Raw genomic sequence first — 13,543 nt, forward strand, 5'->3', positions numbered from 1 at the left:
CATGCTGAGAGCGATCACGCGCAACCGGGCCGTCCGGCGCGTGGCGAGCATGCTCGGCACCCTGTTCGGGGTGGCCGTGTTCGTGTTCGTCATGCTCCGGGCGATCCCCGGCAACCAGATCACGGCCGGGCTCGGCACGGAGGCCGCGGCGCTCACCCCGGCGCAGCGGGAGGCGCTGGAACGCTTCTATGGCCTCGACCAGTCGCTGTTCACCCAGTTCTTCTCCTGGCTCGGCAACATGTTCACCGGCAACTTCGGCTACTCGGCGCGGGCGCAGCAGAGCGTGCTCGACCTGACGCTGAGCTCGCTGCCGGTCACGTTCGAGCTGGCCGTGCTGTCGATCGTGCTGGCGCTGCTGATCGGGGTGCCGCTCGGCATGCTGGCGGCGTCGCGCACCGGCTCGCCCAGGGACCTGCTCGGGCAGGCGGTGAGCCTGGCCGGGCTGTCGGTTCCGGCCTTCCTGCTGGCCACGACGCTGCTCTCGATCTTCGCCGCGTCGTTCGGGTTCAACCCCAACGGGCAGGGCTTCGCGTCCCTGTTCGAGGATCCGTTGCTCAACCTGCAGCAGATGCTCCTGCCGGCCCTGGTGCTCGGGTTCGGCATCGCGGCGCCGATCCTGCGCACCACGCGGACCGCGGTGCTGGAGGTCCGCTCCAACGACTTCGTCCGGACCGCGCGGGCCAAGGGCGTGCCGCCGCGCCGCCTGCAGATCAAGCACGTGCTGGGCAACGCGCTGGTGCCGATCGTGACGATGACCGGCCTGCAGTTCGGCTACCTGCTGGGCGGGGCCGTGGTGGTCGAGCAGATCTTCTCCGTCCCCGGTGTCGGCAGGCAGGTGCTGCTCGGCATCCAGCAGAAGGAGTACGCGGTCGTGCAGAGCACGGTGCTGGTCATCGCGCTGTCGTTCGTCATCGTCAACCTGCTGACCGACCTGCTCTACCGGGTCATCGACCCCCGGGTGCGTGCCTCGTGACGGCCCTGCGCAAAAGCCCGGCAGGGCTCACCGGCGTCGTCATCCTGGCGCTGCTCGCCGTGGTCGCGCTGCTGTCGTTCGCCGGGCTGCTCCCGCACGACCCGATCGCGCAGGACCCGCCGTCGCGCTTCCTGTCGCCGTCGGCCGGCCACCTGTTCGGCACCGACCAGTTCGGCCGGGACGTCTTCTCCAGAGTGGCGGCCGGGGTGGGCAACTCGGCGCTCATCGCGCTCGTCGCGGTCGCCTTCGCCACCGTCGTCGGCACCCTCGGCGGGCTGGTGTCCGGCTTCTACCGGGGCATCGCCGACGGGGCCATCGGCGGCGTCACCAACGTGCTGTTCGCCTTCCCGCCGCTGCTGCTCGCGCTCTCGCTCGCCTCGGTGCTGGACCGCAACTGGTTCACGATCGCCATCGCGATCGCGATCGTCTACGTGCCCATCTTCATCCGGGTGACGCGTGGTCCCGTGCTCTCGCTCAGGGAGATCGAGTACGTCAAGGCGGCGGTCTCCACCGGCCAGAGCCGATGGATGATCATGATGAGGCACGTTCTGCCGAACATCACCTCGATCATCGTCATCCAGGTGGCCCTCTCCCTGTCCTGGGCCGTGCTCACCGAGGCGTCGCTGAGCTTCCTCGGCCTGGGCACTCCCCCGCCCGCTCCCTCGCTCGGCTCGATGATCTTCGAGGCGCGCAGCCTGGTGTTCGTGGCCCCCTGGACGTTGATCGCGCCCGGCGCGGTCGTCGTGCTCCTGGTCGTGGGCCTCAACCTGCTCGGCGACGGACTCCGTGACACTCTCGACCCGCGAAACCGAGGCAAGCGGTGAACCTTTCGGAACTGACGACGGAATCGGCCGACCCGCGCTTCGCCGACATCGACAAGATGACGGTGGCCGAGCTGGCGGCGACCATGAACGGAGCCGACGCGGCCGTCCCCCAGGCGGTGGCCAGGGCGCTGCCACAGATCAGCACCGCGATCGAGGCCGCGTCCGAGCGCATGCAGGCGGGCGGCCGGCTGATCTACGTCGGCGCCGGCACCCCGGGGCGGATCGGCGTGCTCGACGCCTCCGAGTGCCCGCCCACCTTCAGCACCCCGCCCGACCAGGTCTTCGCGATCATCGCGGGCGGCGAGGGCGCCATCGTGCACCCCCGCGAGGGCGCCGAGGACGACCGGCAGGCCGCCGCCGAGGCGATCGACGCCGCCGGCGTCGGCCCGCTCGACACCGTCCTGGGCATCGCGTCGAGCGGACGCACCCCGTTCGTGCTCGCCGCCGTACGCCGGGCGCGCGAGCGCGGGGCGCTGACGGTGGGGCTGGCCTGCAACCCGGGCACCCCGCTCAGCGACGAGGCCGAGCACCCCATCGAGGTGCTCGTGGGCCCGGAGGTGGTGAGCGGATCCACCCGGCTCAAGGCGGGCACCGCCCAGAAGCTGGTGCTCAACATGTTCTCGACGATCGTGATGGTCCAACTCGGCAAGACGTACGGAAACCTGATGGTCGACGTCAAGGCCACCAACGGCAAGCTGCGCGAGCGGGCCGTCCGCATCGTCCGGTCGATCACCGGCACCGGGCGGGACGAGGCGCTGTCCCTGCTCGGCCAGAACGACTTCAACGTGAAGCAGGCCGTGGTGGCCTCCCACTTCGATCTCACCCCTCAGGACGCCGCCGCTCGACTCGCCCGCAGTGGCGGCCGGCTGCGCGTCGCACTTGGAGAACGCACATGAGAATCCTCGGCATGATCTCCGGCACCTCCCACGACGCCATCGACGTCGCCGTGGTCGACTTCGACCTGGCCGGCGAGACGCTCACCGGCAAGGTGGAGTTCACCGCGAGCACGCCGTACCCGCCGGAGCTGCGCGCCAGACTGGTCGCGGCGCTGCCTCCGGCGCCGACGACGCTCGCGGAGGTGTGCGTCCTCGACACCCTCATCGGGCAGAGCTTCGCCGAGGTCGCGGCCGCGGCGATCGACGAGGCCGGGCCCGTCGACCTCGTCGTGTCACACGGGCAGACGGTGTTCCACTGGGTGGACGAGGCGCACGCGCTCGGCACGCTGCAGATCGGCCAGCCCGCCTGGATCGCCGAGCGGACGGGCGCCCCGGTGCTGTCGGACGTGCGGATCCGCGACATCACGGCGGGCGGCCACGGCGCCCCGCTGGTCTCCGTGCTCGACGCCCTGCTGCTCGCCGGGCACCAAGGGGTCGCGGCGGCGCTCAACCTGGGCGGCATCTCCAACATGACCGTGGTGCGCGGCCCTGACGACCTCGTCGCCTACGACATCGGGCCGGCCAACGCGCTGATCGACGCCGTGGTGTCGAGCAGGGGACTGAGCGAGCGGGGCTTCGACGAGGACGGCCGGATCGCCGCCTCGGGCCAGGTGGACGAGCTGCTGCTCGACGTGCTGCTCGACGAGCCCTACTACCGGCTGCCGACGCCGAAGAGCACCGGCAAGGAGCTGTTCCACCTCGCCTACGTCGAGGAGGCGATCGCCAGATCGGGCCGCCGCCCCGGTGACGCCGACCTGGTCGCGACCCTGACCGAGCTGACCGTCCGCACGGTCGCCCGCGAGGTGCTGGCCTCCGGCGCGGACCTGCTCGTCGTCTCCGGCGGCGGCGCCCGCAACTCCGTGATGACGAACGGCCTGCGCGAGGCGCTTCCCGGCGTGCGCGTCACGTTCACCGACGAGTACGGCGCTCCGGCGGACGAGAAGGAGGCGATCGCCTTCGCCCTGATCGGCTGGTGCACCGCCCACGGCCTGCCGGGCACCGTGCCCGCCGGGACCGGCGCCCGCGCCGCCCGCGTCCTCGGCACGCTCACGCCCGGAGCGGAGCCGCTCGTCCTGCCCGCGCCGATCGCCGACCGGCCGCGGTCGCTCACGCTGCGCCGATGAGTCCGCGCGTGGCGACGGGCGACGACCTGGACGGCATCGTCGAGGTCTTCCTCGCCTGCTGGACCGGGAGCTACGCGTCGGTGCTGCCCGAGCGGCTGGTGTCCGCGATGACACCCGACCGGGCCCGCGAGCTCTGGACGGCCGCCCTGGCATCCGGCCGGGTCGTCGTGAGCGGCGAGGACGGGCGGGTGCGCGGGGTGACACGTTTCGGCGGCGACACCGTGCACTCGCTGTACGTACATCCGCATGCCCAGGGCGGGGGCCTTGGCATGCGGCTGCTTGGCGCGGCGGAGTCGGCGCTGGCGGCGGACGGGGTGAGCCGGGGCTTCCTGTGGGTGTTCCGCGACAACCTGCCGTCGATCGGGTTCTACCGCCGTCAGGGCTGGACCCCGGACGGCACCAGCCGCGTCACGCCGGAGTTCGGCGAGCCTGAGCTGCGCCTGTCCAAGGAGCTGGCATGACCGCACCTGACGGCGGAGCCGGCGATACCGCGCCGGACCACGGAGCCGGCGAGAGCGCGCCCGGCCTGCTCGCCGGTGGCCAGTCCGCCGGGGAGGGGCCCGCGGGGCTGGTCAGGGCGGTGCGTACGCCGTGGTTCGGGTGGACCGAGTGCGCCGGGCACCGGACCGTGCGCTGGGAGGACGGGGTGCGCGTCGGCGAGGAGCCGATGACGGCCGGCACCCACCACGACCTCGCCTCGGTGACGAAGGTCGTGGCCACCACGACGGCGCTCATCCGGCTCGTCTCCGACGGCCTGGTCTCGCTGGACGCGCCGGTGCGGACGTACCTGCCGGACTGCCACGACGGCATCTCCGTCCGCGACCTGTTGCTGCACCGGGGCGGGCTGTGGGAGTGGTGGCCGCTCTACATCCGGCCGGAGCAGCCGCCGCCGCGTTACCGGCCGGGCCACGAACGGCACTACTCCGACCTGGGCTTCGTCCTGCTCGGGCAGGTGGTCGAGGTCGCCACCGGACTCCCCCTGGACCGCGCGGTGGCGGAGCTGGTGACCGGGCCACTGGGCCTGCGCTCCACCCGGTACGCCCGTCCCGCCGGGCCGGACGTGGCCATGAGCGCGCGGGACGACCGGATCGAGATGGACATGCTCGACTCCGGGCGGCCCTACCCCGTCCCCTTCCGCAGCGCCGACTTCACCGGCTGGCGCCGCGAGCCGGTGTCCGGGCAGGTCGCCGACGGCAACGCCCACCACGCGTCGGGCGGCGTCTCAGGACACGCCGGGCTCTTCTCCACGGTGCCCGACCTGCTGCGCTACTGCGCCGCGCTGTCCGCCTACCGCGAGCACGACCGGCTGTGGCGGCCCGAGGTCGCGCGCGAGTTCTTCGCGCCCGGCCCCGACGCCCAGCAGGCGCTCGGCTTCCGCAGGTACGCGCTCCCGCTCCGGGACGAGACCGTCACCGTGCTCGGCCACCCCGGCTTCGTGGGCTGCGTCATCGGCTTCGTCCCCGACCGCGACATCGCGCTCGTCCTGGCCGGAAACCGGCTGCTGACCGACGGGCCGCCCGTGCCCACCGACACCCTCTGGCACGACCTGCTGCACGACATCACCGAACGATCGAGGACCGTATGACCCCGCTTCTCGCCATCCGCGACCTGTCCGTCGCCTTCCGCACCGGCAAGCAGGACGTCACCGTCGTGAAGGGCGTCTCCATGGAGATCATGCCCGGCCAGACCGTCGCGGTCGTCGGCGAGTCGGGCTCGGGCAAGTCCACCACGGCGGCGGCGGTCAACCGGCTGCTGCCGGACAACGGCCGCATCACCGGCGGCCAGGTGCTCTTCGACGGGCGCGACCTGGCCGGGGCGAGCGAGCGCGAGATGACCATGATCCGCGGCGCCGGCATCGGGCTGGTCCCGCAGGACCCGATGTCCAACCTCAACCCGCTGATGCGCATCGGCGAGCAGATCGGCGAGGCGCTGGAGGTGCACGGCCTCGCCTCGGGCCGGGCGGCCCGCGCCCGGGTGACCGAGCTGCTGGACATGGTCGGCATCCCCGACCCCGCCCAGCGCGTCGACCAGTATCCGCACGAGTTCTCCGGCGGCATGCGCCAGCGCGCGCTCATCGCCATGGGGCTGGCCTGCCGGCCGAAGCTGCTCATCGCCGACGAGCCGACCTCCGCGCTCGACGTGACCGTCCAGCGGCGCATCCTCGACCAGCTCGAACAGCTCACCGCCGAGATGGGCACCGCCGTCTTCCTCATCACGCACGACCTCGCGCTGGCGGCCGAGCGCGCCGACGTGGTGGCCGTCATGTACCAGGGGGAGGTCGTGGAGACGGGCCCGGCCGCAGAGATCCTGGCCGCCCCGTCCCACGACTACACCCGCCGCCTGCTGCGCGCCGTCCCGAGCCTGTCGTCCGTACGCACGGCCGCCGTCTCGGAGGACACGGGGAACCTGGTCGAGGTCGAGAACCTGCGCAAGGTCTTCCCGATGCGGGGCAGCGCCACGGAGTTCACCGCGGTCGACGAGGTCAGCTTCACCATCCCGCGCGGCCGTACCGTGTCGATCGTCGGCGAGTCCGGGTCGGGCAAGTCGACGACCGCCAACCTGCTGCTCGGCCTCGACGACATCACCTCGGGCCGGATCAGCTTCGACGGCACCGACGTGACCTCGCTCGGCCGGCGCGAGCTGTTCGCGTTCCGCCGCCGGGTGCAGCCCGTCTTCCAGAACCCGTACGCCTCGCTCGACCCCCGCTACACCGTGGAGAAGTCGATCGCCGAGCCGCTGCGAGTGCACCGGGTCGGCACCAAGGCGAGCCGCGCGAAGGCCGTGACCGAGCTGCTCGACCAGGTCTCCCTGCCCGCCTCGCTGGCTCAGCGGCTGCCGCACGAGCTGTCCGGCGGGCAGCGCCAGCGGGTCGCCATCGCCAGGGCGCTCGCGCTCTCGCCCGACCTCGTGGTGCTCGACGAGGCCGTCTCCGCCCTCGACGTGCTGGTGCAGGCGCAGATCCTGGAGCTGCTGGCCGAGCTGCAGCGCGAGCTCGGGCTCAGCTACCTGTTCATCAGCCACGACCTGGCGGTGGTCCGGATGATCTCGCACACCGTCCACGTGATGCGGCAGGGGCGGATCGTGGAGAGCGGGACCGCGAACGACATCTTCGACAGTCCCGAGGCCGACTACACCCGCGAGCTGCTGGCCGCCATCCCGGGCGTCTGAAACCGCCGTCGTCGTCCATCCCGCCGACGTTTCCTCCCGCCGACGTTTCCATCCCCTGACGGTCCTTCCCCTGACGGTCCTTCCCCTGACGGTCCTTCCCCTGACAGTCCATCCCCTGACAGTCCATCCCCTGACAGTCCATCCCCTGACGGTCCTTCCGCCGACGGCTCCTCTGCCGACGGCACGCCGCTGGCCGCGACTCCGCCCGTGGCCGAACGACTTCGAGCGCGTGGCCGCCGAGCGGAACCCCTGGCCTGGAATTTCCGAAAGAATCCCATGGTGGAGTCAGGAGCGAACGGCGCCGGCGACGCGGGACCCGGCTACGGCATCGGAGCGGTCGCGCGGCGGCTCGGCGTGCCCGCGCCAACGTTGCGCACCTGGAACCAGCGCTACGGCCTGGGGCCGAGCCGCCGCAGCCCCGGCGGTCACCGGCGCTACGACGAGGGTGACCTGCTGCGGCTGGAGGAGATGAACCGGCTGATCAAGTCCGGCATCGCGCCCGCCGACGCGGCCGCCCAGGCGCTGCGCCTCTCCCTGCCCACCGAAGCCCCGCCCTCGGAAGGGCCGCCGCCGGAAGCCACCCCCTCCGAAGCGTTGCCCTCGGAAGCCACGCCGGAAGCCACGCCGGAAGCCACGGCGGAAGCCACGGCGGAAGCCACGTCGAAGGCCGCGCCCAAGGCCGCGCCGGAACGAGCCCCGGCGAAGGCTCCTGTCGGGCCGCGCCGGGTGGCGGTGCCGTCGATGGCGCGGCTGGCGCGGGCGGCCGACGCGCTGGACGGTCCGACGGTGGCCGCCGCCGTGGCCGCCGCGCTCGACAGCCGCGGCGTGCGCTGGACCTGGCAGGAGCTGGTGCTGCCGGTGTTCGAGCGGATCTGCCGTACGCAGGCGCGGACGGGCTCGGGCATCGACGTGGAGCACCTGTTCTCCGACCGGCTGCTGGCCGAGCTGCACCGCCACGCCGAGCGGCACCCCGTGCCGGTGACCGGCAGGGCCGTCCTGCTGGCCTGCGCCGAGGACGAGCAGCACAGTCTGCCGGTGCACGCGCTGGCCGCCGGGCTGGCCGAGCGGGGCGTCGACGCGCGGACGCTGGGCGCGCGGGTGCCCTACTCGGCGCTGGCGGCCGCGATGCGCAGGCTCGGGCCGGCCGTGGTGTTCGTCTGGTCGCAGCAGGAGACGACCGGCGATCCGGCCCCGCTCGCGGCGCTGCCCGCACTGCGGCCTCCGGCGAAGCTCGTGGTGGGCGGAAACGGCTGGTGGGAGCCGCTGCCGCGCCGGGTCGTCCGGGTTCGCAGCTTCGACGAGGCCGTCTCGGCCGTCCTGGACGCGCTGCACTGAGCTTTCCGTGACCGGGTTGCGCGGATTCGCTTGCCTCTGTTTGAATAAGTTTTGAGTAACTTATTTAGGGGGTGCAGTCATGGGGACTGACCAGGTTTCCGAGATCTACCGCACCCATGCGTCATCAGTGCGGACGTACCTGCGCAGGTTCGTGCCCTCGCAGGAGGTCGACGACATGCTGCAGGTGGTCTTCACCGAGGCGTGGCGCTCGCGCGACCGCTACGACCCCGGCCGCAGCCCGCGCGCCTGGCTTTTGGGCATCGCGCACAAGCGCGCGGTCGACCACCTGCGCCGCAGGAGGCCGCTCACGGTCCCGCTCGACGACGCCGCCGAGCCCGCTGGGGACGACGGGCGAACCGGCGCCACCACGCTGGCCGAGCGCGACCGGCTGCACCGCGCGCTCGCCGAGCTGCCCGTGGCCCAGCGGGAGGCGATCGTGCTGGCCTACTACGCCGGCCTGAGCCAGCGGGAGATCGCCGAACGGCTCAGCGTCCCGCTCGGCACGGTCAAGGCCAGGACCTCCCGCGGCCTGCACCGGCTGGCGACGCTCCTGACCTGACCCGAGAGGAAACCGTTGATCATCAGTTCTTTACATGTCCCCGGACGCCTCAATACCGGCGATCGGGCACGGGTGTGAAACAGATGCGAAGCGTCCGCGATGGAGGAGTGGCATCCATGACCACGGTGACTTCCCGGGCCGACACCGTCCGCGAGCTGATCGACGACCGCTTGGAGAAGTTCCTCGACCAGCAGGGCGACGGGCTCGCCTTCCTGGGACAGGACGCCGGGCCGCTGCGCGACTTCCTGACCGGCTTCGTGCGCGACGGCGGCAAGCGGCTGCGGCCGTCGTTCGTCTACTGGGGCCACCGGGCGGCCGGCGGCACGGACGACCGGCTCGACGCGGTCCTGGCGGCGGGATGCGCCATCGAGATCATGCACGCGGCGGCGCTGCTGCTGGACGACGTCATGGACCAGGCGGACGCCCGGCGGGGCGGGGTCAGCGCCCACCTCGCCCTGGCCGAGCTGCACCGGGAGTCGCGCTGGCGGGGCGATCCCGGCCGGTTCGGCGAGTCGGCCGCGATCCTGCTCGGCCTGCTGGCCTTCACCTGGGCCGACGCCGCCCTGCTCGACACCGGCGACGAGCTCGGCCCGGCGCTGGAGGTCTTCACCCTGCTGCGCCAGGAGGCGATCGGCGGCCAGTACCTGGACCTGGCCTGGACCGCGCGCGGCGCGGTGGGCGTGCGGCAGGCGGCGCACATCTCGGTCTACAAGACGGCCAAGTACACCATCGAGCGGCCGCTGCACCTCGGCCACGCCATCGCGCGTGGCACACCGGAGATCCGGCGGCGGCTGAGCGCGTACGCGATCCCGCTGGGCGAGGCGTTCCAGCTGAGGGACGACGTGCTGGGCGTGTTCGGCGACCCGGCAGGCACCGGCAAGCCCGCCGGGGACGACCTTCGGCAGGGCAAGGCCACCTACCTCCTCGCGCAGGCCCGCGCTCGGGCCGGGCGCGACGCCGCGCTCCTCGACCACCCGCGCGACGAGGACGACCTCACCGCCGCGCGCGAGCTGATCGTGTCCTGCGGCGCCCTGGCGGCGGTCGAGGAACGCATCGCCGAGCTGGTCGGCGAGTCCACGGCCGCGCTGGCGGTCGCCCGCGAGCTGCCGGCCGACGCGGTGGTCGCCCTCGTCGACCTCGCCGGCCTGGCCACCGAGAGGACGTTCTGATGAGCCGGCACGCGCCCGTGGTGGTGGTCGGCGCCGGTCTGGGCGGCCTGTCCGCCGCCGTCCGGCTGGCCGCGGCCGGCCGCGAGGTGACCGTGGTCGAGGCGGGCGACGGGCCCGGCGGGTGCTGCGGCACCGCGAACGCCGGCCCGTACCGGTTCGACACCGGCCCGTCGGTCCTGACCATGCCGGACGTGCTGGCCGACACGTTCGCCGCCGCCGGCGAGGACCTCGCGGCCTGGCTGCCGCTGCGCCGCCTCGACCCGGCCTACCGGCTGGCCTTCCACGACGGCTCCCACCTGGACATCGTGTCCGAGCGGGAGGAGATGGCCGAGCAGGTGCGGCGGCTCTGCGGCCCGGCCGAGGCCGGCCGGTACCTCGCCTACCGGAGGCGGCTCGGCGAGCTGTTCGAGGCGGAGTGGCCCGCGTTCATCGACGCCGACATGACCCGGGCGCGCGCCCTGGTCCGGCCCCTGGCCCTGCTCAGGCTGGCCGCCCTCGGCGGCTTCCGGCGGCTCGACCGGCTCGCCGCCGCCCACCTCACCGACGAGCGGCTGATCAGGGCCCACACCTTCCAGGCCCTGTACGTGGGCCTGTCACCCCAGCGGGCACTCGGCGTCTACGCGGTGATCGCGCACATGGACACCGTCGGCGGCGTCTACTTCCCCGAGCGGGGCGGCATGCACGCCGTCCCGCGCGCCCTGGCCGCCCTGGCCGAGAAGAAGGGCGCCTGCCTGCGCTACGGGGTGCGCGCGAGCCGGGTCGAGGCGGACGGCGACGGCGTCACGGGCGTGCGGCTCGACGGGGGCGAGTGGCTGCCCGCGAGCCACGTGGTGATCGCCTGCGACCTGCCCGCCGCCCGCGCCGCCCGGCTGCTGCCCGAACGGGCCGTCGACTGGCGCTGGCGCCGCCCCCGCTTCTCGCCGTCCTGCCTGGTGCTGCACGCCGGGCTCGACCGCGAACTGCCCGGCCAGGCCCACCACACCCTGCACTTCGGGCGTACCTGGAAGGAGACCTTCAGCGCCCTGGAGAACGGGCAGCCGCAGCCGGACCCGAGCCTGCTGATCACCTATCCGCGGGACGCCGACGCGGCGCCCGCCGGGCACGCCACGCTCAGCGTGCTGGAACCCGCCCCCAACCTGACGGGTGCCGACTGGCGGCGGCTGCGTCCCGAGCTGGAGCACCGCCTGCGTGAGCGGCTGGCCGGCCTCGGCTACGGCGACCTGTCCGACGCCCCCGGCCTGGTCCTGGACCCGCCTGCCTGGCAGCGGCTCGGCCACAGCGCGGGCACCCCGTTCGCGCTGGACCACCGCTTCACCCAGACCGCCTGGTTCCGCCCATCCGGCGTGGCCAGGCGGATTCCCGGCCTGCACTTCGCCGGCATGTACACCGCTCCCGGAGTGGGTGTGCCGCCGGTGCTGATCTCCGGACGGCTGGCCGCCGCCCGCATCCTGGAGGCCGCGCGATGACCCTCACCGCCAGCTACGAACGCTGCCGCCGGCTGCACGCCGGCTATGGCCGCTCCTACTACCTGGCCACCCGCCTGCTGCCCGCGTGGAAGCGGCGGCACGTGCACGCCCTGTACGGCTTCGCCCGCCACGCCGACGAGATCGTCGACTCCTTCCTCGTGACCGGCGACCGCGCGGGCGCGCTCAACACGCTGGCCGCCGAGGTGGCCGCCGGGCTGGCGGGCGAGCGCGTGCACGACCCGGTGCTGCCCGCCTTCCTGCACACGGTCCGCTCCTTCGGCGTCGAACGCGGCGACATCGACGCCTTCCTGCGCGCGATGCGCGCCGACCTGTCGGTGACCCGCTACCAGAGCTACGACGACCTGCTCGGCTACATGGAGGGCTCGGCGGCCGTCATCGGCACCATGATGCTGCCGATCCTGGAGCCCGTGCCCGGCGCGGAGGCGCGGGCCCGCGAGCCCGCCCGGCAACTCGGCCTGGCCTTCCAGCTCACCAACTTCCTCCGCGACGTGTCCGAGGACCTCGCCAGGGAGCGCGTCTACCTGCCGCAGGAGGACCTGGCCAAGTTCGGGGTCGAGGAGTCGGACCTGCGCCTCGCGCACGCCGGGCCCGCCGTGCGCGAGCTGCTCGCGTTCGAGGCGGACCGCGCGCGCGAGCACTACCGCGCCGCCGCCGAGGGCATCGAGCTGCTCGTACCGTCCTCGCGGCCGTGCGTGCGCGCCGCCGTGGAGCTGTACGGCGGCATCCTCACCGAGATCGAGCGCAGCGGCTACGACGTCCTGGTCAGGCGGGCACGGGTGCCGCGCCGCCGCCGGGTCGTCACGTTCGCCCGCCACCTGATCGCCTCGGCCTCGACCGGCCGGGCCGAACGCCTGCTGCGGCTGGAGCCGTCGTGACGGGGACCGCCGGAACCGGGACCGTCGGGACGGGCACCGCCCCGACTGGGACCGTCGGGCCAGGCATCGTCGGCACGCCGACCGTCGTGGTGGATGCGATGGGCGGCGACCACGGCCCGGCCGAGACCGTGGACGGCGCCGTGCGCGCCTGGCGCGAACACGGCGTGCCCGTGCTCCTCGTCGGCCGCGAACCGCTGCTGCGCGACCGGCTGGACCGGCTCGGCGCGACCCGCGACGTCGGCGTGGTGCACGCGCCGGACGCCGTGCCCATGGCTGAGCCCGGCGCGCGCGCCGCCGCCAGCGCTACCTCCAGTCTCGTGATGGGCTGCGAACTGGTACGTCAGGGCGCGGGAGGCGCCTTCGTGTCGGCCGGGTCCACCGGAGCGGTCGTCGCCTGCGCCGTGCGCGGGATCGGCCGGGCCGAGGGCGTCCTGCGGCCCGCGCTGGCCGTGGCGCTGCCGTCCTTGGAAGGCGGGGCCAGCGTGCTGGTCGACGCCGGGGCGACCGCCGACCCCACGCCGGAGATGATCGGCCAGTTCGCGCTGCTCGGCGCGGCGTACGCACGGGTCGTGCTGGGCGTCGCCGACCCGGTGGCGGGGCTGCTGTCCATCGGCTCCGAGCCCGGCAAGGGCAACCGGCTGGCCCGCCGCGCCGCCGAGATCCTGCCCGGCCTGCCGCTGCGCTTCCACGGCAACATCGAGGGCCACGACGTGCTCGCCGGCACCGTGGACGTGATCGCCACCGACGGCTTCACCGGCAACGTCGTGCTGAAGAACGTCGAGGGCACCGTACGCACCGCGCTCGCCATGGTCGCGGCCTCCGGGATCGCCTCGCCCGCCCAGCTCGCCGGGGTGGCGGCCCGCTACGATCCGCGCACCCACGGCGGCGCCGCCCTGCTCGGCCTCAGGGGCACCGCGGTCGTGGCCCACGGTTCGGCCACGGCCGCCACCATCGCCCGCGCCTGCGTGGTGGCCCACGACCTGGCCCGCGCCGGCGTCGCGTCCCGGATCACGTCCGAGGTCGCGGCGCCCCGCACCCTCGCGAGGGAGCAGGTGCCGTGACCGAGTCACCCGATCCCGACCTCGGCGCCGGTG

Annotated in this window: 13 protein-coding genes; all 13 read left to right on the forward strand. The window is 73.5% G+C overall.

Translation table 11 applies throughout. The features are described from left to right. Position 1 precedes the first annotated feature (1 nt). The 13 genes from AB0I38_RS01400 (at position 2) to plsX (ending at position 13,510) form a co-directional block, all read left to right on the forward strand. Entirely contained in the window at positions 2-973 is a 972-nt protein-coding gene (locus AB0I38_RS01400; RefSeq protein WP_358460019.1) for an ABC transporter permease, read from the forward strand. Then, positions 970-1,797, forward strand: coding sequence for an ABC transporter permease (locus AB0I38_RS01405; protein ID WP_358460022.1), 828 nt, complete (start codon positions 970-972; stop codon positions 1,795-1,797). The genes AB0I38_RS01400 and AB0I38_RS01405 overlap by 4 nt, the downstream gene beginning before the upstream one ends. Continuing rightward, positions 1,794-2,693, forward strand: a complete 900-nt coding sequence (gene murQ / locus AB0I38_RS01410; protein WP_358460025.1) for an N-acetylmuramic acid 6-phosphate etherase — start codon at positions 1,794-1,796, stop codon at positions 2,691-2,693. The genes AB0I38_RS01405 and murQ overlap by 4 nt, the downstream gene beginning before the upstream one ends. Further along, positions 2,690-3,856, forward strand: a complete 1,167-nt coding sequence (locus AB0I38_RS01415) for an anhydro-N-acetylmuramic acid kinase (RefSeq protein ID WP_358460028.1) — start codon at positions 2,690-2,692, stop codon at positions 3,854-3,856. Before murQ ends, AB0I38_RS01415 begins: the two co-directional genes overlap by 4 nt. Next, a complete protein-coding gene (locus AB0I38_RS01420; RefSeq protein WP_358460031.1) occupies positions 3,853-4,317 on the forward strand; it encodes a GNAT family N-acetyltransferase in 465 nt (154 codons plus the stop codon). The genes AB0I38_RS01415 and AB0I38_RS01420 overlap by 4 nt, the downstream gene beginning before the upstream one ends. Then, on the forward strand, positions 4,314-5,441 hold the full coding sequence (locus tag AB0I38_RS01425; protein WP_358460034.1) for a serine hydrolase domain-containing protein: 1,128 nt from the start codon (positions 4,314-4,316) through the stop codon (positions 5,439-5,441). The genes AB0I38_RS01420 and AB0I38_RS01425 overlap by 4 nt, the downstream gene beginning before the upstream one ends. Then, positions 5,438-7,024, forward strand: a complete 1,587-nt coding sequence (locus AB0I38_RS01430; RefSeq protein ID WP_358460037.1) for an ABC transporter ATP-binding protein — start codon at positions 5,438-5,440, stop codon at positions 7,022-7,024. The genes AB0I38_RS01425 and AB0I38_RS01430 overlap by 4 nt, the downstream gene beginning before the upstream one ends. 276 nt (positions 7,025-7,300) lie before the next feature. Further along, the gene (locus AB0I38_RS01435; protein WP_358460040.1) at positions 7,301-8,359 is read left to right on the forward strand and encodes a MerR family transcriptional regulator; all 1,059 of its coding nucleotides are present in this window, start codon (positions 7,301-7,303) and stop codon (positions 8,357-8,359) included. Positions 8,360-8,438: 79 nt separating this feature from the next. After that, positions 8,439-8,918 carry an RNA polymerase sigma factor gene (locus AB0I38_RS01440; protein ID WP_358460043.1) on the forward strand — a complete coding sequence of 160 codons (480 nt, stop codon included), beginning with the start codon at positions 8,439-8,441 and terminating at the stop codon, positions 8,916-8,918. Positions 8,919-9,034: 116 nt separating this feature from the next. After that, complete coding sequence (locus tag AB0I38_RS01445; RefSeq protein ID WP_358460046.1) at positions 9,035-10,087, forward strand: polyprenyl synthetase family protein; 1,053 nt, start codon at positions 9,035-9,037, stop codon at positions 10,085-10,087. Continuing rightward, positions 10,087-11,553: a phytoene desaturase family protein gene (locus AB0I38_RS01450; protein WP_358460049.1), complete on the forward strand. Its 1,467-nt coding sequence runs from the start codon at positions 10,087-10,089 to the stop codon at positions 11,551-11,553. Before AB0I38_RS01445 ends, AB0I38_RS01450 begins: the two co-directional genes overlap by 1 nt. Next, complete coding sequence (locus AB0I38_RS01455) at positions 11,550-12,449, forward strand: phytoene/squalene synthase family protein (protein ID WP_358460052.1); 900 nt, start codon at positions 11,550-11,552, stop codon at positions 12,447-12,449. The genes AB0I38_RS01450 and AB0I38_RS01455 overlap by 4 nt, the downstream gene beginning before the upstream one ends. Then, complete coding sequence (gene plsX, locus AB0I38_RS01460) at positions 12,446-13,510, forward strand: phosphate acyltransferase PlsX (protein WP_358460055.1); 1,065 nt, start codon at positions 12,446-12,448, stop codon at positions 13,508-13,510. Before AB0I38_RS01455 ends, plsX begins: the two co-directional genes overlap by 4 nt. Positions 13,511-13,543: the final 33 nt, after the last annotated feature.

Origin of the sequence: Nonomuraea cavernae, assembly GCF_040655715.1 — a bacterium.
Lineage (GTDB): Bacteria > Actinomycetota > Actinomycetes > Streptosporangiales > Streptosporangiaceae > Nonomuraea > Nonomuraea cavernae_A.

Bases quoted from the DNA above. Each gene is read 5' to 3' on its own strand.
- AB0I38_RS01450 (WP_358460049.1), top strand. From the start codon at position 10,087: ATGAGCCGGCACGCGCCCGTGGTGGTGGTCGGCGCCGGTCTGGGCGGC.
- AB0I38_RS01415 (WP_358460028.1), top strand. From the start codon at position 2,690: ATGAGAATCCTCGGCATGATCTCCGGCACCTCCCACGACGCCATCGAC.
- AB0I38_RS01425 (WP_358460034.1), top strand. From the start codon at position 4,314: ATGACCGCACCTGACGGCGGAGCCGGCGATACCGCGCCGGACCACGGA.
- AB0I38_RS01455 (WP_358460052.1), top strand. From the start codon at position 11,550: ATGACCCTCACCGCCAGCTACGAACGCTGCCGCCGGCTGCACGCCGGC.
- AB0I38_RS01430 (WP_358460037.1), top strand. From the start codon at position 5,438: ATGACCCCGCTTCTCGCCATCCGCGACCTGTCCGTCGCCTTCCGCACC.
- AB0I38_RS01400 (WP_358460019.1), top strand. From the start codon at position 2: ATGCTGAGAGCGATCACGCGCAACCGGGCCGTCCGGCGCGTGGCGAGC.
- AB0I38_RS01420 (WP_358460031.1), top strand. From the start codon at position 3,853: ATGAGTCCGCGCGTGGCGACGGGCGACGACCTGGACGGCATCGTCGAG.
- AB0I38_RS01445 (WP_358460046.1), top strand. From the start codon at position 9,035: ATGACCACGGTGACTTCCCGGGCCGACACCGTCCGCGAGCTGATCGAC.
- AB0I38_RS01435 (WP_358460040.1), top strand. From the start codon at position 7,301: ATGGTGGAGTCAGGAGCGAACGGCGCCGGCGACGCGGGACCCGGCTAC.
- AB0I38_RS01440 (WP_358460043.1), top strand. From the start codon at position 8,439: ATGGGGACTGACCAGGTTTCCGAGATCTACCGCACCCATGCGTCATCA.